Here is a 23,442-nt window from a genome sequence, read left to right on the forward strand (position 1 = left end):
TAAAAAATCGTGGGTTAACACAACCAGAACTCATTACTTCAGATTCACATCAAGGTTTAAAGCAGGCGATTCAAGAAGAGTTCCCGGGCACACCTTGGCAAAGATGTACAGTCCATTTCTTAAGAAACATTACGAATGTAATGCCTAAAAAAGGTTCAACTGCTGCGCGTCAATTATTGAGAGAGATTTTTCATACGACAACACCCCAACATGCACGAGAAGCAAAAGAGAAGTTTTTAGACTTTGTATCAGAGGATCCAAGATTTAATCACGCGGTAGAAATTTTAGAAAGTGGATTTGACGATGCGATTCAATGTTTAATGTGTCCAGCGGCTAGACAAAAGTTTTTAAAAAGTACAAACGCACTCGAACGACTAAATAGTGAGTTAAGACGTCGTGAGCGCGTTGTTAGAGTATTTCCAAATATCGAGTCTGCATTTCGTTTAATTGGCGCACTTCTTCTTGATGCGAATGAAGCCTATAAAGAAACAAATAGAAAAGTGAGCGCGTTCGTGGAAGCTAAAGAATAACAGAGAGATTTTTTATTTTACACAATATTTAAGACTTGACCTTTATCTAACAAAATCACGATATTTTTGTTAAATAAAATCGTGAGAACGAGTGTTGTTACACCTTAAGTGCGAAAAGTGCCTTTCATCTCACTGGCTACGTAGTTATTTAACAGATTTTTGCTGAATCTGTTAGATATCTCCGGATAATTAACAAAAACAAGATGAAACACCCGAAATATGTTAGATAAAAAATTATAATTAACAAAAATCGGGTCACGCGAACGAAATTTGTTAAATAAATCCAGATATCTAACAAAATCACGATATTTTTGTTAAATAAAATCGTGAGAAAGAGTTTTGTTACACCTTAAGCGCGAAAAGTGCCTTTCATCTCACTGGCTACGCAGTTATTTAACAGATTTTTGCTGAATCTGTTAGATATCTCCGGATAATTAACAAAAACAAGATGAAATACCCGAAATATGTTAGATAAAAAATTATAATTAACAAAAATCGGGTCACGCGCACGAAATTTGTTAAATAAATCCAGATATCTAACAAAATCCCGATATTTTTGTTAAATAAAATCGTGAGAACGGGTATAACTATCTTATAAGAGTAAAAACTCAAAAAGACGCCAACTCTTACCTGATTGCACCCACGCCAAACCCCACTCACAAAAGGAGAGACAATGTTTAAAAGAATAAAAGAAGATATTGATATGGTGCTCGAACTTGATCCAGCAGCGACGAGTCGGACGATGGTTTTTCTGACGTACTCTGGAATGCACGCTGTCTGGGGTCACTTGATTGCTCATTGGTTTTATAAGCACCGGATGTTTTTAATCGCGCGTATCATTTCGCAAACGATTCGATTTTTCACAGGCATTGAGATTCACCCTGGCGCGACGATTGGTAGGAGGCTTTTCATCGACCATGGAATGGGGATTGTCATCGGTGAAACGACAACGATTGGAGACGATGTTACGTTATACCAAGGTGTCACGCTCGGTGGTACCGGTAAAGAAAAGGGTAAACGTCACCCGACTATTGAAGATAAAGTACTCGTCGCAACCGGCGCGCAGGTGCTTGGTAATATAACCATCGGCGAAGGCACGAATATTGGTGCGAACTCGGTCGTCTTAAAAAATGTGCCGTCGTACTCAACAGTCGTCGGGATTCCAGGACATATCGTTAGACGTCACGGCAAACGTGTACCAACAGACACGCTTAATCATAACAACTTACCAGATCCGATATTAAATAAAATTTTAGAATTAGAAAAAGAAATCACTCAATTTAAAGAAAAAGAGAGGAATGAGGTTAAAGATGGTTCACATATATAACACACTCACACGTCAAAAAGAAAAGTTTGTTCCAATTGAAGAAGGTAAAGTAAAAATGTACGTCTGCGGACCGACGGTGTATAACTATATCCACATCGGTAACGCACGTCCAGCAATCGTATTTGACACAGTACGTCGCTACTTAGAATACCGTGGGTACGATGTCACGTTCGTATCGAACTTCACTGACGTTGATGACAAACTCATTAATGCGTCAAAAGAAACAGGTCAAACAGTTCCAGAAATCGCAGACAAATTTATCGCAGCATACTTTGAAGATACAGGTGCATTAAACGTCAAAAAAGCAGGCGTCCACCCGAGAGTTATGGATCATATGGACGACATCATTGCATTCATTGAAACGTTAATCGATAAAGGACATGCTTACGAGCGAGACGGAGACGTATACTTTAAAACACGTTCATACGACGGTTACGGGCAGTTATCTAAACAGTCAATCGACGATTTAAAAGTCGGTGCGCGTATCCAGCAAGGTGAAAGTAAAGACGATCCACTTGATTTCGCGTTATGGAAACACGAAAAAGAAGATGAAATTAGCTGGGATAGTCCGTGGGGTAAAGGACGTCCAGGTTGGCATATCGAATGCTCGGTAATGGCGACAAAACATTTAGGCAAGACGATGGATATTCATGCGGGGGGACAAGACTTAACGTTCCCGCACCACGAAAACGAAATCGCTCAATCTGAATCTTGCACAGACGAAACGTTCGCAAATTACTGGATGCATAACGGCTACATCAATATCGACAACGAAAAGATGTCAAAATCACTCGGGAACTTTATCACTGTGCACGATATTTTAAAAGAACTCGATCCGAACATTTTACGATTCTTTATGCTAAGCGTGCATTACCGTGGACCAATTAACTTTAACCGTGAACTCGTCGACTCAGCAGCTGCTGGCTTAGACAGAATTTTAACAGCATACAATACTGCAGTAGAACGTAGAGAACACGCAATTAGTACAGAATTAGACGATAAAGAACTAGACTTCGTCAAAGAAAATATAAATACGTTTGAAGAAACGATGGACGACGACTTCAACACAGCAAACGCAATTACAGCGTGGCACGAACTTGCGACGCGCCTAAATAAATATATGCGCCGTGACGCAACGAACAAAGACATCCTTGACGCGTATATCAACGCATACGACGCTTATAGTAACGTTCTTGGTATTACACTTGAACAAGAAGAATTACTATTAGACGAACGAATCGAAGCATTAATCGAAGAACGTGAAGCAGCACGTAAAGAGAAAGATTTTGCCCGTGCAGATGAAATTCGTGACACACTTCATGAAAAAGGCATTATTTTAGAAGATACAAAAGACGGAGTGAAATTCCGCCGTGGATAATTTATATGAAATTCACGACTTAACAAAAGCATACGTCGGTGACGCAGTTTACAGTATGTATGTCCGTAAACATATTGTGAAATCGTCACCTCGTATTCGAGCAAATGACGCGCATCAACTCGGCACGACGTTTGAAAAGGCGACGAGTCAGTCAAAAGCGTTACAGGCACTCGAAGATATATTAACGGATGAAGAAAAAGAAATCGTCAGACGTGCAAAAAATAAAAAGAGTAATACGAAAGCAAAGAGCGCAACGAGCAAAGAGTATCAAGAAGCAACAGGGTTAGAAGCCCTCGTTGGAGTTTTATATTTAAACGAAAAGTACGATAGGCTCGATGCGCTTTTTGAAATTATAGTGCGAGGTGAGTATTTATGAGTGAATCCGTTCTTGCAGGACGTCATGCAGTTAAAGAGGCGTTACAAGGTAATCGTGATTTAAACAAGATTTTAATTCAAGATAGTATTGAAAAGCATCAAATTAACGATATTTTAAAGCTTGCAAAGAAAAACAAAGTCGTCGTTCAAACAGTTCCTAAAAGTAAATTAGAATCGTTTACGAATGAACGCCATCAAGGTATTATCGCGTTTATCAGTGCATATAAATATATGCCGTTAGACACTCTCATTCAAAACGTCGAAGGAAAGAAAGCCAATCTACTCTTACTCGACGGCTTAGAAGATCCACATAATTTAGGAAGTATATTACGTACAGCGGACGCTACAGGATTTGATGCGGTAATTATTCCGAATAGACGTAGTGTACAAATTACAGATACAGTCGCACGCGTGTCAGTTGGTGCGGTCGAACACGTCCCAGTCGTACGCGTAACAAACGTCAACCAAGCGATCGACAAACTAAAAGACGCAGGTTTTTGGACGGTCGGTACAACGATGGATGCGCCGATGGACTATAGAGAATACCCGGCAGACATTAATACGGTACTTATTATCGGAAATGAAGGGGACGGTATTAGTAAAAAGACGTTAGAAAAATGTGATTTTACTGTGACGATTCCAATGGTCGGTAAAATATCAAGCTTAAACGCTTCGGTATCCGCAGGAATTTTAATGTACGAAGTGTACCGTAAACAATACCCGTTAAAAGAGTAGCGTCATGAAAAGAAGACAAAAGATTATGTTAGTCGACGGGTACAATTTGATTGGAGCAAACAAACGACTGACCGAAGAGGGCCGATTAAGTTTAGAATACGCACGCGAAGAATTACTCACGATATTAAGTGAATATCAAGCCGTATCCAAGTACGACGTCATTTGTGTATTCGATGCGTACGAGGTGAAATCAAAAGAGACGGTGTACGACTATCACGGTGTCCAAGTCGTTTTTACGAAAGAAAAAGAAACCGCCGATGAATATATCGAACGTTTCGTTTATAAGTATTTCCATCCACACTTAACGGAAATTACGGTCGTAACGAGTGATTTACCAGAGCAAAACGCGATATTTTCTTACGGAGCGTACAGAATTCCATCGAGAGAAATGTGGGAAGACTTAAAACATGCAGAAAAAAATATTAGTGTCGAAATTGAAGCAATAAATCAAAAAGTGCCTAAGACAAAATTAAATATTAGTGACGATATTTTAGCAGAACTTGAAAAACTGCGACGTGGCAAGCGTTAGGGCGACTTGTGAGTAGCGACTTTCGTATGTATGATATATACAAAAACGGGAGGTATTCATGTACAACATTCGTTCGTTTTTGATACTTATTTACGAAGATTCGAAACTCAATGAATATGTCGAACATGTAAAAAATGGGAAGCTCGATTACTTTGACAAGATCGACGAGGCTATTCGTTTAAAAGTACGTAAAATGACATATAAACATACGCGAGACCCTTATGAAAGAGAAGACTTAGAACAGATGATTATGGAGTATTTACTCCACGCGTGCTTTAGATATGACAAAAGACTTGGAGACTTTCATAATTACGCAATAAGATCTGCATATTTAGAACTAAAAAAGCGTAGTGTGTATTTTTATCGATTAAATAGTAAAGAAACGACAAGCAACGAGCTGTCAAACTACGTGTGTGACAAAGTAGAAACATACGACCGTATCGATCAAATCATAAACCGAGATCAGTACTCTTATATGCTCCAAGATAAAAAGACGTTTTCAGAATACGAGCGTGCTGTGTTAAAATATTTAGGAGAGCATTATACATTTGATGAAATTAGCGAAAAGTTAAAAACGAATCGTAAATCGATTCAAAATACATTGTACCGTGTCCTTCGTAAAAAAGAGAAACAGCACGGCGTTTATTGACAAACGTAGACTTTAATCGGTATAGTATATAAGAATTGAAATGAGGTAATGAGATGAAAGTTGCATTACTATGTAGCGAGTGTGGCAGTCGTAATTATCACGTTAAACAAGCTGCCGATAAGGATGGAACAAGACTCACGATGAAAAAGTTCTGTAAACAATGCAACCGACATACGATTCATAAAAGTTCCATATAAGATGAGGAGGCGTCGCATGAATAACGATAGAAATTTCCTTGCAAACGTCGTCAGTGAAATGAAAAAAGTAAGTTGGCCAACTGGTAAAGAAGTAGTGAATTATACGTCAATCGTTGTTTTCACTGTTATCTTCTTCTTATTCTTTTTCTACGCGATTGATATAGGTATTACGTATTTAATTGATGCAATGTAATGAGGGAGGATATTATGTCCGAAGAAAAACAATGGTATGCCATTCATACTTACTCAGGCTATGAAAACAAAGTACATCAAAACTTACTTGCACGTTTAGAGTCGATGAACATGCAAGACCAAATTTTCCGTGTCGTTGTACCAGAAGAAGAGGAAACGACTATTAAAGATGGTAAAAAGAAAACACAAATGAAAAAGACATTCCCAGGTTACGTCTTAGTTGAGATGATCATGACAGATGAGTCTTGGTACGTCGTACGTAACACACCTGGAGTAACTGGATTTGTCGGTTCTCAAGGTGCTGGAATTAAACCAAACCCATTATTAAAAGAAGAAGCACGTTTCATTTTAAGACAAATGGGTATGTCAGAGCGCATCGTAGATTTCGACGTAGAAATCGGAGAATCAGTTAAAATTATTGACGGTCCGTTTAATAATCAATTCGGTACGATCGAGGAAATCGACGAGCAACACTTTAAACTGACTGTATTAGTTGAATTATTTGGACGTGAAACGCCAGTTGAAGTCGAATACGACCAAATCGAAAAAATCGACTAAATAAAGATTGAAAATACAAGTGAAGTATGTTAATATGAGATGGTTGCAAAAATGCGACCATCTTTTTTATGTAAAAAGATATGAGTGGGAGGATGAAATCTTAGCATCCTGTGACCACATCACGAGAATGAGGAGGTTGACATCGTGGCTAAAAAAGTTATCAACGTTGTTAAATTACAAATCCCTGCAGGTAAAGCAACTCCTGCACCACCAGTTGGACCAGCATTAGGTCAAGCAGGTATTAACATTATGGGATTCACAAAAGAGTTTAACGCACAAACTCAAGACCAAGCAGGTCTTTTAATTCCAGTGGAGATTTCAGTATATGAAGACCGTTCATTTACTTTCATTACAAAAACTCCACCAGCAGCAGTTCTTCTTAAAAAAGCGGCTAAAGTTGAAAAAGGTTCTGGTGAACCGAACAAAAACAAAGTTGCTGAAGTAACTGAAGCACAAGTTCGCGAAATCGCTGAACTTAAAATGGAAGACTTAAACGCAGCAGACGTTGAAGCAGCAATGCGCATGGTAGAAGGTACTGCACGCAGCATGGGCTTCACTGTTAAAAAGTAATAATTATTTATAAGAAAAAGTATTGGTACATGTGGGAGGTTCACCCGCTATAACCACAAGGAGGAATATAAATGGCTAAGAGAAGTAAAAAGTATCTTGAAGCTTCAAAGAAAGTAGACTCTGAAGCAGTATACTCAATCGAAGATGCTATTAAGCTTGCACAAGAAACAAGCACAACAAACTTTGATGCGTCAGTAGACGTAGCTTTCCGCCTAGGTATTGATACACGTAAAAACGACCAACAAATCCGTGGTGCGATCGTATTACCAAACGGAACTGGTAAATCACAACGTGTATTAGTGTTCGCAAAAGGTGAAAAAGCGAAAGAAGCAGAAGCAGCTGGAGCTGACTACGTAGGAGAAGCAGATCTTGCTGAAAAAATCAACGGTGGTTGGTTTGACTTTGACGTAATCGTTGCAACACCAGACATGATGGGGGAAGTTGGTAAACTTGGTCGTGTATTAGGACCTAAAGGTTTAATGCCAAACCCTAAAACTGGTACAGTAACGATGGACGTTACAAAAGCAGTTGAAGAAATCAAAGCTGGTAAAGTAGAATACCGTGCTGAAAAATCTGGTATCGTTCACTCTACAATTGGTAAAGTGTCATTCGGTACTGATAAATTAGTTGAAAACTTCAACGCTTTACACGAAGCTTTAGTAAAAGCTAAACCAGCAACTGCAAAAGGTGTTTACTTCCGTTCAGTTGCAGTTTCTAGCACGATGGGTCCTGGTATCAAATTAGATCCATCACAAGTTAGAACAGACGTTTAAAAAATAAATTGACAAGAGTAAATGTACGTGGTATATTTACTCTTGTATTAAATTTAAATTTAGATGTTTTACCTAAGACAGTAGGAGTCTAAGACTTAAAACACAATCCTACCGAGGCAAACAAAAATGACTTGTATATTATTTATAAATATATGAGCACTTTTTGCCCTGGGTAAAAGGTGCTTTTTTTATTGCACCGATAATTTTCAAAACGGAGGTGTAACTATGACAAATGTTATCGAAAGAAAGAAACAACACGTTTCTGAAATCGCGGAACAATTCAAAAACTCAGTTTCAACAATCGTAGTTGATTACCAAGGTCTTTCAGTTGCTGAAGCAACAGCACTTCGTAAACAACTTAGAGAAGCTGGTGTTGAGTTCCACGTTTACAAAAACACGATGGTACGTCGTGCGTTACAAGAAGCTGGAATCGAAGGATTAGAAGAACACTTAACTGGTCCAAACGCGATTGCGTTCTCAAACGAAGACGTAATTGCTCCAGCAAAAGTACTTCACAGCTTCTCAAAAGAGCATGAAGCACTTGAAATTAAAGCGGGTGTCATCGAAGGTGAAATTGCAGACGTAGAAAGCGTTAAAGCAATCGCAACTTTACCATCAAAAGACGGACTTGTATCTATGTTACTTTCTGTTCTTCAAGCGCCAATGCGCAACTTCGCTTATGCGGTTAAAGCAGTGGGAGAGCAAAAAGAAGAAGGTACAGACGCAGTACAAGAAACTGAAGAAGCATAATTAAAAATTAAAAAAGTTAAAAATTGGAGGATTTAATAATGGCTAATAAAGATCAAATCATTGAAGCAATTAAAGAAATGTCAGTATTAGAATTAAACGAATTAGTTGAAGCTATTGAAGAAGAGTTTGGTGTAACAGCAGCAGCTCCAGTAGCAGTAGCAGGTGGCGCAGCTGAAGGTGGCGCTGAAGAAAAATCTGAGTTCGACGTTGAACTTACAGATGCAGGTTCATCTAAAATCAAAGTTATCAAAGCAGTTCGTGAAGCTACTGGTCTTGGACTTAAAGATGCAAAAGAGCTTGTTGACAACGCTCCTAAAGTTATCAAAGAAGCATTACCTAAAGAAGAAGCAGAAGCACTTAAAGCACAACTTGAAGAAGTTGGAGCTAGCGTAGAGCTTAAATAATTAAAATATGATATTTTAGACTTATAAACATTATGTTTATAAGTCTTTTTTTCTACATAAAAGGAGGGTGTTTATGTCACATTACTATACGACAGATGATACACCGCATGATTTTAAAGAAATTAAATATAATATAAATGGTAAAACATATACATTTACGACAGATCGTGGTGTGTTTTCAAAAGACCGTGTTGATTTTGGAACGGACGTATTATTAAATGCAGTGTTAGAAGATTATGATGGTCCAGGGTACTTCATCGATATGGGGGCTGGGTACGGACCAGTGAGTATCGTACTTGCCGACCATTATGGTGGAGACGGTGTTGCGGTCGAAGTAAATGAAGATGCAATCAGTGTTTTAGATACGAACATGCATAACAATAACGTTAGTTTTGATATTGTTAAGAGAGAAACATATGATGATATGGAGTTAAAAGCTGATCTATACGTAACGAATCCGCCGTTTAGAGCAGGAAAAGATACAGTGCTTGAAATTATTAATGATAGTTATGAACGATTAGTCGATCGCGGTGCATTTTATATGGTCGTTCAAAAGAAGCAAGGTATGCCGTCATATTTAAAACATTTAGAAATGTTATATGGAAATGTAGAAAAACTCAAAAAGAGTAAAGGTTACTACATCTTAAAGAGTATTAAACACGTTAGTTAGAATTATTGTTTAATATTAAAGAAAATAGGTGTACAATAAAAAATATAGAAAAGAGAAGTCAGTGAGGAGGCCGAACTATGGCATATGTAATTTTACAACCGTGTGCAGCAGAAAAGTCTGGTGACTGCGTAGACGTGTGTCCTGTCGATTGTATCGAGGAAGGCGAAGATCAGTTCTACATCGATCCGGATATTTGTATCGACTGTGGTGCGTGCGTCGCAGTGTGTCCAGTAGATGCGATTGTCGAAGAATCGGAAATGCTACCAGAAGAAGAAATTTACCTCAAAAAAGCAGAAGAGTTTTATGCGAATAGATAAGTACATATACTCCATTAACATTTTGTTAGTGGAGTATTTTTGTTATTCAAAGCTATGTGAAATCAGTCAGATTTACAAGAGATAATAATTTGACTTGACAAATTAGCTGTGATATAGTTGTTAAATGAATATTATTATCAAGAAGTATGTATATTTTTCGAAAGCACGTATTGGTAGAAGCTTTTGAATAAGTCAATGTTTATAGGAAATGGAGTTATTTAATTCCGTTTTCTTTTTTGTCTTATGAGGTCTATCTGTTGATAATAGTGGGAAATATTTTTAGGGGTGAATCTGTCGATGAGTCAAGTGATTCAGTATGGAAAACATGCAAAACGTAGAAGCTATTCACGTATCGAAGAGAAGTTGGAGTTACCGAACTTAATTGAAATTCAAACGAATTCTTATGAATGGTTTCTGAAATCTGGCTTAATCGAAATGTTTAAGGATATCTCACCTGTTGAGGATTTCACAGGAAACATTTCGCTTGAGTTTGTCGACTATAAACTCGGGGAGCCTAAATACAACGTCGATGAGGCTAAAAACCACGACGCTACGTATTCGGCGCCTTTAAGAGTTAAAGTTAGACTCATTATTAAAGAAACTGGTGAAGTAAAAGAACAAGAAGTGTTTATGGGAGATTTCCCTCTCATGACAGATACAGGTACATTCATTATTAACGGTGCAGAACGTGTTATCGTTTCTCAGTTAGTCCGTAGTCCTTCTGTGTATTACTCGGATAAGCTCGATAAAAACGGTAGAACGAGCTACACAGCGACAGTTATTCCTAACCGTGGTGCATGGTTAGAGTATGAAATGGACGCAAGAGATACGGTTTACGTAAAAATTGACCGTACGCGTAAAATGCCAATTACGGTATTACTACGTGCGCTAGGTTTCGCTACAGATCAACAAATCGTTGACTTATTAGGGGACAGCGAATATTTAAGAAACACATTAGACAAAGACACAACAGAAACAGTCGATCAAGCATTACTTGAAATATATGAAAGATTACGTCCAGGCGAACCGCCAACAGTTGAAAACGCAAGAAACTTACTATATACACGTTTCTTTGATCCAAAGCGTTATGACTTAGCGGCAGTTGGTCGTTATAAGATGAACAAAAAACTTCACTTACAAAACCGTCTATTCAACCAAGTCGTTGCAGAGCCACTTGTAGATACGGAAACTGGTGAAGTAATCGTTGAAGCAGGAACGACAATTGACCGTCGTACGCTCGACAACATTATGGAACAACTTGAAACGACAGTGAACTTAAAAACGTTTGAATTCGAAAACGGCATTTTAGAAGAGCCAGTAGAAATTCAATCGATTAAAGTTAAATCTAACGTCGATGGTGATGAAGATACAACGACAAACATCATCGGTAACGCGTTCCCTGACAAAGAAGTGAAATCTATCACTCCGTCAGACATTATCGCGTCAATCAGTTATTACTTTAACTTATTAAATGGTGTTGGACATACAGACGACATCGACCATTTAGGTAACCGCCGTTTACGTAGTGTCGGTGAGTTATTACAAAACCAATTCCGTATTGGTGTTGCACGTATGGAACGTGTCATTCGTGAAAGAATGTCAATTCAAGACAAAAACACTATTACACCGCAACAACTTATTAACATTCGTCCGGTAATTGCATCGATTAAAGAGTTCTTTGGTAGCTCTCAATTATCTCAGTTCATGGACCAAACGAACCCACTTGCTGAGTTAACGCATAAGAGACGTTTATCAGCACTTGGACCAGGTGGTTTAACGAGAGAACGAGCAGGGATGGAAGTACGTGACGTACACTATTCTCACTACGGACGTATGTGTCCAATTGAAACACCAGAGGGACCAAACATCGGTCTAATCAACTCGTTATCAAGTTTTGCACGTGTAAACGAATTTGGTTTTATTGAAACACCATATCGCCGTGTGGATCCTGAAACGAATGCGGTCACTAGCAGAATCGACTACTTAACTGCAGACGAAGAAGAGCAGTTTGTCGTCGCGCAAGCGAACGCAGAGTTAAACGAAGACGGTACATTTAAAAATGAAGAAGTTATCTGTCGTTTCCGTGGAAACAACACAGCAATGCATAGAGATAAAATGGACTACATGGACGTATCACCAAAACAAGTTGTATCAGCAGCAACAGCATGTATTCCGTTCTTAGAAAACGACGACGCGAACCGTGCATTAATGGGTGCGAACATGCAACGTCAAGCAGTGCCGTTACTTATTCCGGATTCACCGTACGTCGGTACTGGTATGGAACACGTCACAGCAAAAGACTCAGGTGCAGCAGTTGTTTCACGTTATAAAGGTGTTGTAGAACACGTAGAAGCGCGTGAAATTCATGTGCGTCGTTACGTCGATAAAAATGGCGACGGAAACTATACGAAAACTGAAGAAATCGATAAATATAAACTTGTGAAATTTGAACGTTCAAACGCAGGTACTTGTTATACTCAGCGTCCAATCGTATCACTTGGCGATGAAGTTGAAAAAGGAGAAATTTTAGCGGATGGTCCTTCTATGGACAACGGTGAAATGGCACTTGGACAAAACGTCGTCGTCGGATTTATGATGTGGGACGGTTATAACTATGAGGACGCAGTTATCATGTCTGAGCGTTTAGTAAAAGACGACGTCTATACGTCGATTCACATTGAAGAGTATGAATCAGAATCAAGAGATACAAAACTTGGTCCTGAAGAAATCACAAGAGATATTCCAAACGTTTCTGAATCTGCAATGAAAAAGTTAGACGAACGCGGTATTGTGTACGTCGGTGCAGAAGTTAAGGACGGAGATATTTTAGTTGGTAAAGTAACACCTAAAGGTGTCACAGAACAAACGCCAGAAGATCGTTTATTACACGCAATCTTCGGTGAAAAAGCACGTGAAGTTAGAGATACGTCACTTCGTGTACCACACGGTGCAGGCGGTATCGTCTTAGACGTTAAAGTATTTAACCGTGAAGATGGTCACGAATTATCACCAGGAGTGAACCAACTCGTGCGCGTATATATCGTTCAAAAGAGAAAAATCTCAGTCGGAGATAAAATGGCAGGACGTCACGGTAACAAAGGGGTTATCTCGACAATTCTTCCAGAAGAAGATATGCCATTCTTACCAGACGGCACACCGATCGATATTATGTTAAACCCACTCGGGGTACCTTCACGTATGAACATCGGACAGGTGTTAGAGCTTCATTTAGGTATGGCAGCGCGTGAAATGGGGCTTAAGATGGCAACGCCAGTATTTGACGGTGCGAACGAAGAAGACGTTTGGAGCACGATGGAAGAAGCGGGGCTCGCAAGAGACGGTAAAACAGTACTATACGACGGACGTACAGGTGAACCATTTGAAAATCGTGTATCTGTCGGTGTTATGTACATGCTGAAATTATCACACATGGTTGATGATAAACTTCACGCAAGAAGTACTGGACCATACTCACTCGTTACACAGCAACCACTTGGTGGTAAAGCACAGTTTGGTGGACAAAGATTTGGTGAGATGGAAGTATGGGCGCTTGAAGCATACGGTGCAGCATACACGTTACAAGAAATTCTAACGGTGAAATCAGACGACACAATCGGTCGTGTGAACACGTATGAAGCAATTGTAAAAGGTGAAAACTTACCGAACCCAAGTATTCCAGAATCATTCCGAGTACTCATGAAAGAGTTACAATCACTCGGTCTTGAAGTGTCGATTATGGATGATGAAGACAACGAAGTGAACATGAACACAGTCGTTGAAGAAGACGTCCAAAGAGAATCAGAACGTGATAATGACAAAGACGAAGTTGTATCGAAATAAAAGTTGAGCTTACAGCAGACTTTTAGGGAGGAACGCTCAATGATAGATGTAAATAGATTTCAATATATGAAAATTGGGCTGGCGTCACCTGAAAAAATTCGCTCATGGTCGAGCGGTGAGGTTAAGAAGCCAGAAACAATTAACTATAGAACTTTAAAACCAGAAAAAGATGGACTGTTCTGTGAGAAGATTTTCGGTCCAACAAAAGACTGGGAATGTGCGTGTGGTAAATATAAACGTATTCGCCATAAAGGACATGTTTGTGAAAACTGTGGTGTAGAAGTCACACGTGCGAAAGTACGCCGTGAGAGAATGGGGCACATTGAACTTGCTGCCCCTGTCTCACACATTTGGTACTTTAAAGGAATCCCTTCACGTATGGGATTACTTTTAGATATGTCACCACGTTCATTAGAAGAAGTAATTTACTTTGCGTCATACGTCGTCATCGAACCGGGTCCAACAGGGCTTGAAAAGCGTGACTTATTAAGTGAACGTGAATATCGTGATTACTACATGGAATACGGTGACAGATTTAACGCTAAAATGGGTGCAGAAGCAATTAAAGAATTGCTTGAAAACATCGATTTAGATAAAGAACTCGATCAATTAAAAGAAGAGTTAGAAACAGCGACAGGACAACGTTTAACACGTGCAATTCGTCGTTTAGAAGTCGTTGAAGCATTTAGAAACTCAGGAAACAAGCCTGAGTGGATGGTATTAGACGCTCTACCAGTAATTCCACCGGACATTCGTCCAATGGTGCAGTTAGACGGTGGACGTTTTGCAACGAGTGACTTAAACGATTTATATCGCCGTGTAATTAACCGTAACAACCGCTTAAAACGTTTATTAGATCTCGGTGCACCTGGGATCATCGTCCAAAACGAAAAACGTATGTTACAAGAAGCAGTCGATGCTTTAATAGATAACGGTCGTCGTGGACGTCCAGTTACTGGACCAGGAAACCGTCCGTTAAAATCACTTTCACACATGTTAAAAGGTAAGCAAGGACGTTTCCGTCAAAACTTACTCGGTAAACGTGTAGACTACTCAGGCCGTTCAGTAATCGTCGTTGGTCCAAACTTAAAAATGTACCAATGTGGATTACCACGTGAAATGGCATTAGAGCTATTTAAACCATTCGTTATGAGAGAACTCGTGAAAAGAGACCTCGCTACGAACATTAAAAACGCGAAAAATAAAATCGAACGTTTAGATGAGTCGATTTGGGACGTTTTAGAATACGTTATCCGTGAACACCCAGTGTTACTTAACCGTGCACCAACACTTCACAGACTTGGTATCCAAGCGTTTGAAGCTGTACTCGTTGAGGGACGTGCAATTAAATTACACCCACTCGTAACGACAGCATATAACGCGGACTTTGACGGTGACCAAATGGCGGTACACGTACCACTTTCAAAAGAAGCACAAGCAGAAGCTCGTATGTTAATGCTTGCAGCATCAAACATTCTAAACCCGAAAGATGGTAAACCAGTTGTAACACCGTCACAAGATATGGTACTTGGTAATTACTACTTAACGTTAGAAAAGCCAGGTGCAAAACGTGAAGGTCGTATCTTTAAGGACTTTGAAGAAGTTGTTATGGCATATCGCTCTGGATATGCATCACTGCATACGAGAATTGGTGTGCATACAGGTGCAATGTCTGAAGAAAAAATCGCTGAAGAAAACCGCGGTAAGATCTTAATGACGACAGTTGGTAAAGTAATCTTTAACGAGATTATGCCTCCGTCATTCCCTTACTTAAACGAACCAACGCGTGAAAACTTAGAGCGTAAAACGCCAGACCGTTTCTTCATCAAAGCAGAAGACCTTGGTGAAGCGGGATTAGTTGGTAAGTTTAAAGAACAAGAACCTGTAAAATCATTCGATAAGAAATTCTTAGGTCAAATCATCGCTGAAGTATTCAATAAGTTCCACATTACTGAAACGTCAGTCATGTTAGACCGAATGAAAGATTTAGGTTTCAAATACTCAACGCGTGCAGGTATTACAGTTGGGGTATCAGATATCGTTGTCTTACCGAACAAGCAGAAACTTATTGAAGCGACAGAAGAAAAAGTTGAAACAGTTCAAAGACAATATGACCGTGGTTTAATTACAGAAGAAGAGCGTTACAACACAGTTATTAAGCTATGGACAGATATTAAAGACGAAATCCAAGATAAACTGATGGATTCGTTAGATAAATTTAACCCGATCTTCATGATGGCAGACTCTGGTGCCCGTGGTAACGCGTCTAACTTTACTCAGCTTGCAGGTATGCGTGGACTTATGGCGAACCCGTCAGGTCAAATCATTGAGTTACCGATCAAGTCAAGCTTCCGTGAAGGGTTAACAGTACTCGAGTACTTCATCTCAACACACGGTGCGCGTAAAGGATTAGCCGATACAGCACTTAAGACTGCAGACTCAGGTTACTTAACGAGAAGACTTGTAGACGTGGCTCAAGACGTAATCGTCCGCGAGCAAGATTGTGGAACAGACAAAGGGCTTAAAGTATCAGAAATTCGTGAAGGCGGAGAAGTAATCGAGCCGTTATTTGACCGTCTAGAAGGACGTTACGCAAAAGAAACGGTTAGACACCCAAATACGAACGAAGTCATCGTTGGTTCAAATGAACTGATCACAACAGATATCGCAAAAGAAATCGTTAATGCAGGTATTGAATCAGTAGTCATTCGTTCAGCATTCACATGTAACACACGTTACGGTGTATGTGAGAAATGTTACGGTAAAAACCTTGCGACTGGTGAAAAAGTTGAAGTCGGTGAAGCGATTGGTACAATCGCGGCGCAATCAATCGGTGAGCCGGGTACACAGTTAACGATGCGTACATTCCACACAGGTGGGGTTGCAGGATCAGACATTACGATGGGTCTTCCACGTATCCAAGAATTATTCGAAGCGCGTAACCCGAAAGGGGAAGCGGTCATTTCAGAAATTGAAGGAACAATCGCTTCAATCGAAATGATTAAAGACCGTCAACAAGAAATTAAAGTTAAAGGTGACGAAGAAACACGTACGTACACAGCACCAGCCAATGCGAGAGTAATCGTAGAAGAAGGAGACAAAGTATCTCCAGGTGAAATGCTAACAGACGGTTCAATCGAGCCTAAGAACTTATTAAAAGTTGCAGGTTTAAACAAGACGCAAGAATATCTATTAAAAGAAGTACAAAAAGTATATCGTTCACAAGGGGTAGAAATCGACGACAAACACGTCGAAGTAATGGTGCGTCAAATGTTACGTAAAGTACGTATCATCGACGCAGGAGAAACATCACTTATCCCAGGTGCGTTAGTAGATATCCATACGTTCCAAGAAGCAAACAAAGTCGTATTCAAAGAAAGAAAACGACCAGCAACAGCAAAACCTGTATTACTAGGAATTACAAAAGCATCACTTGAAACAGAAAGTTTCTTATCCGCAGCGTCATTCCAAGAAACGACACGTGTCTTAACAGATGCGGCAATCAAAGGAAAACGCGACGACTTACTCGGACTGAAAGAAAACGTCATAATCGGTAAACTGATCCCAGCAGGAACAGGAATGAACCGATACCGCGACATCGACATCGAAGTCGAAGGACAAGACGAAAGATTACAGTTAGAAAGAGAAGAAAGAGAAGCGCAAATGATAGAGGAATAAACAACGAGCCCCATGTTAACATGGGGCTCGTTTTATTTTAGAAAAAATAGTAATAGTATAATTAAAGTTAAAAATTAAACATAAATATGTGAAAAAAATAACAAACAAACACATAAATATGGTACAATTATCCTTATGAATGATATAATAAGTTAAATAATTTATTATTAAATTATTCAAATAAAAAGTGTGAGGTAAGAAAATGAACAAACATTACAGATACACGTTACGTAAAACTACCCTAGGATTAGGTAGTGTAGCAATTGCGATGTTTTTAGCTGGGCAAGCAGATACTGCGAAAGCTGCTGAAGAAGATCAAGCAGCTATTGCAGAGAGCGTACCATCTGATGGAGATGAAACGCCTGAAGCGACAGAGTATGATGCGGCTGAAGATGATGTTGAAGTTGTTGAAGAAACATCAGAACTCGCTGAACAACCAATTATTGAAGAAGACACTATTGACGAGACTAACATAGAAGATGCAGAACTAGAAATTTCTGAAGAACCACAGTTTGTAACATTTGCAGCAACAGCGGCAGCAAACGAACCAAACTATGCACAGGATGAGGCGAATATAGAAGACTTTAGTGCAGATGAACGTTATCGTTCAACACAACTAGAGCAAGGGAATGGGCCGAACTTTCTATCCGATGCTCCTGAATTAGACTACAAAGACGGATATCGTTACAAAACATTAGAACCAGCGGCAACTAGCCCCGACAAGAGAAAATGGGGCTTCGAGATTGAATTCGATAAAGAAAAGGGACAAAGAACGTATACAGGATTTTATTTTACTAACTCTGGTCTCTTGGCAGGCGTGCTTGATGTTGGAAATGTTCCTGCAAAGTCACCAGAGAGTGGTGGTCTTGGAGAAAGTTTTAAAACTCCTAATTATAAAGCTGAAACAGAAATAGAAATAACAGGGTCTGGGCGGCAACAAAGGGATCTGAACCTTTTTGCAACTAAAGAAGACTTAGAGCATATTAATAGCGTCAATAATGGCAATACAATTATGGCTTGGGAAGGTCGCTATACAAAAGATTACACTGGTCCACTAAGAGCCACTCAAGGAGATAGTGCCAGCTTCTCTTTCACAGTCAACCCATGGCCGAATGAAAATGATATGCTATCAGAAATTAAGCTAAATGGTAGTCATAATAAAAAGGAGTTTGTTCAAGGACAAACAATTCATACTGATATCACTGTAGAAAACCTCGATGCGAATGCAAGAGAAAGATTAGTTGGTCAAGTGTACCATCCTGTTATTGGTGAAATTGTACCGGGTGCTAAAGCATACATTGATGAAAACGATAAAGTTGTAATTGAAATGCCACAAGGTGCAGTTGATGCAAACGGGAATATTAATAAGGATTCTATTTTCTTTAAAGATTCAAAATATAAAGGACTACAAAATTTAAGCGTTAAATTCTTTGCACGTCCTAGAACAGCAGATGAGTTTAAAAAAGTTGTTGAGGAAAACCCTGAGAACTTTGGAGATGGGGGTTTCGCTTACACGTCAACAGGTGCGGGTACTAGAACAATCAACCACAAAGGTCAAGATGTTGTGATTGATAAGCAAGGTATTGATCGTTATGACTACTATAACTTAATCGGTAGTTTTAATATTAATCTTGACGATACGCGCTACTATGACCAAGGGTTTATAGATGGTAATAATGAAGATACTTCTAAACATACATCATCTGCTGTAAAACCAGGTGAAGAGTTTACGGTAAATCTCTATGTTCCAGAAGATAAGAAGGATAAGGATTTATTCCCTAACCAAAAAACACCTGAAGAGATGGAAGCGGCTAAAGATGCGAATCAAGCAGTAGGTTCGATTGATTTCTCATTTATCAATAAAATCAATGCTGGTAAAGCGAAAGAAGATCAGTGGAAGTTAGAGTATGACGAAAACACACTTCCGACGACGTTCAAAATTATTCCGCCACTATCTGCTAAAGCAGGAGAGTTTGTTGCAGTACCATTAGTATACACTTATACAAACGGTTCTATAGACACACACTGGTTCCACTTTGTAGTACAAGAGTCAACTAATGATAGACCAGAGTATCCTGTACAAGTAGCATTCCCTACAGAAGAACAAAAGTCACTACCAGAATTATCTGGTGACGACAAGAAACTGAAGCCAGTAGAGTACTTCATCCCAGAAGGCACAGAATTTAAAGATGACCGTGGTAATGAGTGGAATGTTTCTATCGATAAAAAGACAGGAGAAATTACAGCACAGCCAGTTGATCCTACTAAATTTGATGGAGGAGAAAAACTACAAGTGCCAGTAACTGCACGTTATGTCGATGAAAACGAACCTGACAAAAACATTGAGGAAAAAACTATAGCAGAATTCGTTATTAAAGAAAGAGCAATCATGACTCCACGCTACAACGCGAAAGTAGGTAGAGCAGGAGATGTTCTTACTTCAGACGTTATTCTGAACGAAGAAGATAAGTTTAACAGAAGACCAACTAAATATAGCCTCGCGTCTGACACGTATACAGATGACAAAGGTAACGTTTGGAATGTAACGATTGATGAAAACACTGGTACAGTAACGGCGACAGTTCCTAATCCTAAAGAAGGTGAATCAATAGACGGAGCTCTTTTAAATGTTCCAGTAACAGCTCACTACTATGAACAAGGTAGCGATCAAGAATTAGCAACAAGAGAAGTTGAAGTTCAGTTTATAGCAACAGGAACGAACGGAACTTTTGAGTATGAAGAAAAAGTTGAAATTCCATTTGAAACAATTATCAAGTTTGTCGATAATCTTGCTCCAGGTGAACAGAAAGTTACTCAAGAAGGTTCGCCAGGTGAAAAGACGAGAACTAATACTCTAACAATCGAAAATGGTAAAGTGACTAATACTGAAGAAGGCGAATTTGAACAAACTAAAGCGCCTGTAAATAGAATCATAGAAGTTGGTAGAAATACTGAAGGAGAAGTTGTACACAAGGAAGAAATTCCGTTTAAATATACTGTAGTATATGATCCTGAATTAAAAGCGGGAGAATATGTAGTAGAAACTCCAGGTAGAAATGGTGAAAGAACTACTACATGGACGATTAAAAACTCTGAAGTAGTCGGCGAGCCAAAAGTCGTAGAAACAGAGCCAATCGATGCTGTTATCAAAGTTGGTACTAAAGACTTTACGGGTACTTTCGAAACAATAAAAACTGAAGCTGTTGAATTTGAAACGGAATATATTGTAGATAATTCATTAGAACCAGGTACAGTTAAAGTTGAACAAGAAGGAGAACTTGGTGAAAAAGAAACACCAGTTACTCATAAGATTGTTAACGGTGAAGTAACGGAGTCTATAGAAGGGGACCCAGTACAAACAAAAGCTCCAGTTAAGAGAATTGTTAAAGTTGGACCTGCTAAGACTGACGGCACACACACTTATACAAGTAAAAAACCATTTGAAGTTGAAGTAAGAGTAAACCCTGAACTTAAAAAAGGTGAATACAAAGTCGTTCAAAAAGGTGTTGAAGGTGAGGAAGAATACACGATTACGATTGAGAATTCAAAAGTAACGAATACTTCTGAACCGAAACAAACAAAAGCACCAGTCAATGAGATTATTGAAGTAGGTAATGCTGATTTCACAGGTACAGTTGAATATATAGACAAAGATCCAATTCCATTTGAAACAGAAGTAATAGTTGATCCAAATCTAAAACCAGGAGAAGTTGTTGAAGATCAAAAAGGTGAACTTGGAGAGCAAGAAACTAAGGTCACGAGAACAATTACAAATGGTGAAGCTGGCGAGGAAGTTCGCGGCGAAACAACGCGTACTAAAGAACCAGTGAATAGAAAAATTAGAGTTGGTTCTCAGACAGACGGACAGTACAAAGAAACTGAGACGATTCCATTTGAAGTTGAAGTTAGAAAAGATCCAACACTTAAAAAAGGTGAATGGAAATATGCTGAAATTGACGGAGTGCCACAAACAGGTGAAAGTGGTCTTAAAGAAAGAACGTTAACGATCGTCAACTCTAAAGTAACTGAAGAAACTGAATTTAAGACAGTTAAAGAACCAAAAAATGCAGTTATTTTAGTTGGAGACTTAGATAGTGACGGTAAAGTAGAACATACAGAAGAAATACCATTTGACTACAAAGTAGAGGAAGTAGACGATCTTAAGAAGGGCGAATATCGAATCGTAAAACCAGGTAAAGTTGGTACTAAGACGACTACTTGGACGATTAAAGACTCCAAAGTTGTAGGTGAACCTGAAGTTACAATCGAAGAAGCAGAAGATGCACTCATCCAAATTGGTAAAGGTACAAATGACGGTACACATGAAATCATTGAAAAGAAAGAAATTCCTTTCGAAACGATCATCGAATACGATGATTCATTAGAACCAGGAGAAGAAAAAGTAGTTCAAGAAGGTAAACCTGGTATCGAAGAAAGAACGAACACTTTAGTAATCCAAGATGGAAAAGTAGTTGAAACTAAAGAAGGGGAATTCACAAGAACAGAAGAGCCTGTGAATAAAATTGTTAAAGTTGGTAGAAAATCAACTGAAGGTGAAACTACTCATACTATCGAAAGAGAAATTCCGTTTGAAACGAAAGTAATCTATGATGATACTCTCGAAGCTGGATTCCAACAAATTGAAAAAGAAGGAACACCAGGTAAGGAAGAAGTTACGATTACTCAAAAAGTAAAAGATGGAAAACCAGTTGGTGAACCAACAGAAACAGTTAAGACAATTACTGAAAAAGAAGACCGTGTTGTTAGAGTTGGTGTAAAACCTGTTGTAAAAGAAGTTGAGTTAGGTCACGACACAGAATACAGATATAACCCTGAACTTAAAGAAGGCGAAACAAGAGTAATTGTTGAAGGAACTAAAGGTTATGTGAAATATACAACGACGTTCAATAAAGAAACAGGTAAGCTCGAAGTTACAGAAGAGCGCGTTGAGCCAACGAATAAAGTTGTAGAATACGGTTCTAAGACTGAGGGAGAAATCAAGTTTGAAAGCGAACAAGCGTACAATGTAATTGTTCGTGAAAACCCTAATCTAGAAGCTGGTAAGCATGTTGTTGTTCAAGATGGTATCGTCGGAAAAACGGAAACTACTGTGAAGATTGTAAACAGTCAAGAAGTTTCTAGAGACACAAAAACACTCGTAGAAAAACAAGATATGATTATCGAAGTTGGTACGAAGAATGTTTGTGATATCCCACCAACACCGGAACAACCAACGCCGGATCCAGAGGACCCTGAGACACCAGAAGATCCTAAGGAACCAGAAACACCAGAGGATCCTAAGGAACCAGAACAACCAGAAGATCCTAAGGAACCAGAACAACCAGAAGACCCTAAAGATCCAGAAAACCCAGGTGGAGAAGATCCTAAAGATCCACAAAACCCAGGCGAAGAGGATCCTAAAGATCCAGAAACACCAGGCGAAGAGAATCCTAAAGATCCAGAAACACCAGGCGAAGAGGATCCTAAAGATCCAGAAAACCCAGGTGGAGAAGATCCTAAAGATCCAGAACAGCCAGGAGAAGAAGTTCCTAAGGATCCAGAAACACCAGGAGAAGAGGATCCTAAAGATCCACAAGAACCAGGTAAGCCTAATGAACCAGAAGTTCCAGGTAAACCTGAACAGCCGAATACTCCAGCTCAGCCGAATAAACCAGAGCAAGGTAACAAAGCAACATCTTCTAAAGATAAAGAAGACGATAAAAAATTACCGAACACTGGTGAAGCTGAGAGAGATCTCACATTATTCGCGACAGCTTTAGCAGCTTTAGGTGGAATGTTCGCATTTGGTCGACGCAGAAATAGAAAAGAAGATTAGTTTTTCATCTTTTCGCGCTACACAGTTTTGAGCTGCACCCCTAAAGTTGGACATGAAAATCCAACTTTAGGGGTGTTTTTGTATGAAGTATAAAAAGCATAGCTTTGAATTTAAGGTAAAAGTAGTTAATGAAT

Annotated in this window: 19 protein-coding genes and 1 other annotated feature; all 19 genes read left to right on the plus strand. The window is 39.1% G+C overall.

Annotation, left to right across the window (positions count from 1 at the left end):
• Positions 1-530 (plus strand): IS256 family transposase (locus tag BBS29_RS04740; RefSeq protein ID WP_179853833.1); only part of this gene is annotated, 530 nt, incomplete at its 5' end.
• Between the two features lie 673 nt (positions 531-1,203).
• On the plus strand, positions 1,204-1,857 hold the full coding sequence (gene cysE / locus BBS29_RS04745) for a serine O-acetyltransferase (protein ID WP_068129492.1): 654 nt from the start codon (positions 1,204-1,206) through the stop codon (positions 1,855-1,857).
• On the plus strand, positions 1,841-3,235 hold the full coding sequence (gene cysS / locus BBS29_RS04750) for a cysteine--tRNA ligase (protein WP_068129493.1): 1,395 nt from the start codon (positions 1,841-1,843) through the stop codon (positions 3,233-3,235). Before cysE ends, cysS begins: the two co-directional genes overlap by 17 nt.
• On the plus strand, positions 3,228-3,611 hold the full coding sequence (locus BBS29_RS04755) for a Mini-ribonuclease 3 (RefSeq protein ID WP_068129494.1): 384 nt from the start codon (positions 3,228-3,230) through the stop codon (positions 3,609-3,611). The genes cysS and BBS29_RS04755 overlap by 8 nt, the downstream gene beginning before the upstream one ends.
• Entirely contained in the window at positions 3,608-4,345 is a 738-nt protein-coding gene (gene rlmB / locus BBS29_RS04760; protein WP_068129496.1) for a 23S rRNA (guanosine(2251)-2'-O)-methyltransferase RlmB, read from the plus strand. The genes BBS29_RS04755 and rlmB overlap by 4 nt, the downstream gene beginning before the upstream one ends.
• A gap of 4 nt (positions 4,346-4,349) precedes the next feature.
• Positions 4,350-4,874 (plus strand): NYN domain-containing protein, encoded by a 525-nt coding sequence (locus BBS29_RS04765; RefSeq protein WP_068129497.1) that lies wholly within the window; start codon positions 4,350-4,352, stop codon positions 4,872-4,874.
• Between the two features lie 58 nt (positions 4,875-4,932).
• A complete protein-coding gene (locus BBS29_RS04770; protein ID WP_068129498.1) occupies positions 4,933-5,523 on the plus strand; it encodes a sigma-70 family RNA polymerase sigma factor in 591 nt (196 codons plus the stop codon).
• Between the two features lie 53 nt (positions 5,524-5,576).
• Positions 5,577-5,720, plus strand: coding sequence for a 50S ribosomal protein L33 (rpmG, locus tag BBS29_RS08175; RefSeq protein ID WP_083286916.1), 144 nt, complete (start codon positions 5,577-5,579; stop codon positions 5,718-5,720).
• Between the two features lie 16 nt (positions 5,721-5,736).
• Positions 5,737-5,913 (plus strand): preprotein translocase subunit SecE, encoded by a 177-nt coding sequence (gene secE, locus BBS29_RS04775; RefSeq protein WP_040928223.1) that lies wholly within the window; start codon positions 5,737-5,739, stop codon positions 5,911-5,913.
• A 14-nt stretch (positions 5,914-5,927) separates the two neighbouring features.
• Positions 5,928-6,470 (plus strand): transcription termination/antitermination protein NusG, encoded by a 543-nt coding sequence (gene nusG / locus BBS29_RS04780; RefSeq protein WP_040928224.1) that lies wholly within the window; start codon positions 5,928-5,930, stop codon positions 6,468-6,470.
• 144 nt (positions 6,471-6,614) lie between these two features.
• Entirely contained in the window at positions 6,615-7,040 is a 426-nt protein-coding gene (rplK, locus tag BBS29_RS04785; RefSeq protein ID WP_040928225.1) for a 50S ribosomal protein L11, read from the plus strand.
• Positions 7,041-7,111: 71 nt separating this feature from the next.
• The gene (gene rplA, locus BBS29_RS04790; RefSeq protein ID WP_068129500.1) at positions 7,112-7,813 is read left to right on the plus strand and encodes a 50S ribosomal protein L1; all 702 of its coding nucleotides are present in this window, start codon (positions 7,112-7,114) and stop codon (positions 7,811-7,813) included.
• A 53-nt stretch (positions 7,814-7,866) separates the two neighbouring features.
• Positions 7,867-8,011, plus strand: a sequence feature (ribosomal protein L10 leader region).
• Between the two features lie 27 nt (positions 8,012-8,038).
• Positions 8,039-8,563: a 50S ribosomal protein L10 gene (gene rplJ, locus BBS29_RS04795; RefSeq protein WP_068129502.1), complete on the plus strand. Its 525-nt coding sequence runs from the start codon at positions 8,039-8,041 to the stop codon at positions 8,561-8,563.
• 38 nt (positions 8,564-8,601) lie between these two features.
• Positions 8,602-8,967, plus strand: coding sequence for a 50S ribosomal protein L7/L12 (rplL, locus tag BBS29_RS04800; RefSeq protein WP_040928228.1), 366 nt, complete (start codon positions 8,602-8,604; stop codon positions 8,965-8,967).
• Positions 8,968-9,040: 73 nt separating this feature from the next.
• Complete coding sequence (locus BBS29_RS04805; RefSeq protein WP_068129504.1) at positions 9,041-9,637, plus strand: class I SAM-dependent methyltransferase; 597 nt, start codon at positions 9,041-9,043, stop codon at positions 9,635-9,637.
• Positions 9,638-9,714: 77 nt separating this feature from the next.
• Positions 9,715-9,954, plus strand: a complete 240-nt coding sequence (locus tag BBS29_RS04810; protein WP_040928230.1) for an indolepyruvate ferredoxin oxidoreductase subunit alpha — start codon at positions 9,715-9,717, stop codon at positions 9,952-9,954.
• Between the two features lie 297 nt (positions 9,955-10,251).
• A complete protein-coding gene (gene rpoB, locus BBS29_RS04815; RefSeq protein ID WP_068129506.1) occupies positions 10,252-13,794 on the plus strand; it encodes a DNA-directed RNA polymerase subunit beta in 3,543 nt (1,180 codons plus the stop codon).
• A gap of 39 nt (positions 13,795-13,833) precedes the next feature.
• Positions 13,834-17,472 (plus strand): DNA-directed RNA polymerase subunit beta', encoded by a 3,639-nt coding sequence (gene rpoC / locus BBS29_RS04820; protein ID WP_068129508.1) that lies wholly within the window; start codon positions 13,834-13,836, stop codon positions 17,470-17,472.
• A 202-nt stretch (positions 17,473-17,674) separates the two neighbouring features.
• Positions 17,675-23,308: a G5 domain-containing protein gene (locus BBS29_RS04825; protein WP_068129509.1), complete on the plus strand. Its 5,634-nt coding sequence runs from the start codon at positions 17,675-17,677 to the stop codon at positions 23,306-23,308.
• The last annotated feature ends 134 nt before the right edge of the window (positions 23,309-23,442 follow it).

This window comes from Nosocomiicoccus ampullae, from assembly GCF_001696685.1.
In the GTDB taxonomy this organism is placed as follows: Bacteria; Bacillota; Bacilli; order Staphylococcales; family Salinicoccaceae; genus Nosocomiicoccus; species Nosocomiicoccus ampullae_A.

What these genes read in the sequence shown, in the direction of transcription:
- cysE (WP_068129492.1), top strand. Translation starts at nt 1,204, where the DNA reads ATGTTTAAAAGAATAAAAGAAGATATTGATATGGTGCTCGAACTTGAT.
- cysS (WP_068129493.1), top strand. Translation starts at nt 1,841, where the DNA reads ATGGTTCACATATATAACACACTCACACGTCAAAAAGAAAAGTTTGTT.
- rlmB (WP_068129496.1), top strand. Translation starts at nt 3,608, where the DNA reads ATGAGTGAATCCGTTCTTGCAGGACGTCATGCAGTTAAAGAGGCGTTA.
- BBS29_RS04765 (WP_068129497.1), top strand. Translation starts at nt 4,350, where the DNA reads ATGAAAAGAAGACAAAAGATTATGTTAGTCGACGGGTACAATTTGATT.
- BBS29_RS04770 (WP_068129498.1), top strand. Translation starts at nt 4,933, where the DNA reads ATGTACAACATTCGTTCGTTTTTGATACTTATTTACGAAGATTCGAAA.
- rpmG (WP_083286916.1), top strand. Translation starts at nt 5,577, where the DNA reads ATGAAAGTTGCATTACTATGTAGCGAGTGTGGCAGTCGTAATTATCAC.
- secE (WP_040928223.1), top strand. Translation starts at nt 5,737, where the DNA reads ATGAATAACGATAGAAATTTCCTTGCAAACGTCGTCAGTGAAATGAAA.
- nusG (WP_040928224.1), top strand. Translation starts at nt 5,928, where the DNA reads ATGTCCGAAGAAAAACAATGGTATGCCATTCATACTTACTCAGGCTAT.
- rplA (WP_068129500.1), top strand. Translation starts at nt 7,112, where the DNA reads ATGGCTAAGAGAAGTAAAAAGTATCTTGAAGCTTCAAAGAAAGTAGAC.
- rplJ (WP_068129502.1), top strand. Translation starts at nt 8,039, where the DNA reads ATGACAAATGTTATCGAAAGAAAGAAACAACACGTTTCTGAAATCGCG.
- rplL (WP_040928228.1), top strand. Translation starts at nt 8,602, where the DNA reads ATGGCTAATAAAGATCAAATCATTGAAGCAATTAAAGAAATGTCAGTA.
- BBS29_RS04805 (WP_068129504.1), top strand. Translation starts at nt 9,041, where the DNA reads ATGTCACATTACTATACGACAGATGATACACCGCATGATTTTAAAGAA.
- BBS29_RS04810 (WP_040928230.1), top strand. Translation starts at nt 9,715, where the DNA reads ATGGCATATGTAATTTTACAACCGTGTGCAGCAGAAAAGTCTGGTGAC.
- rpoB (WP_068129506.1), top strand. Translation starts at nt 10,252, where the DNA reads ATGAGTCAAGTGATTCAGTATGGAAAACATGCAAAACGTAGAAGCTAT.
- rpoC (WP_068129508.1), top strand. Translation starts at nt 13,834, where the DNA reads ATGATAGATGTAAATAGATTTCAATATATGAAAATTGGGCTGGCGTCA.
- BBS29_RS04825 (WP_068129509.1), top strand. Translation starts at nt 17,675, where the DNA reads ATGAACAAACATTACAGATACACGTTACGTAAAACTACCCTAGGATTA.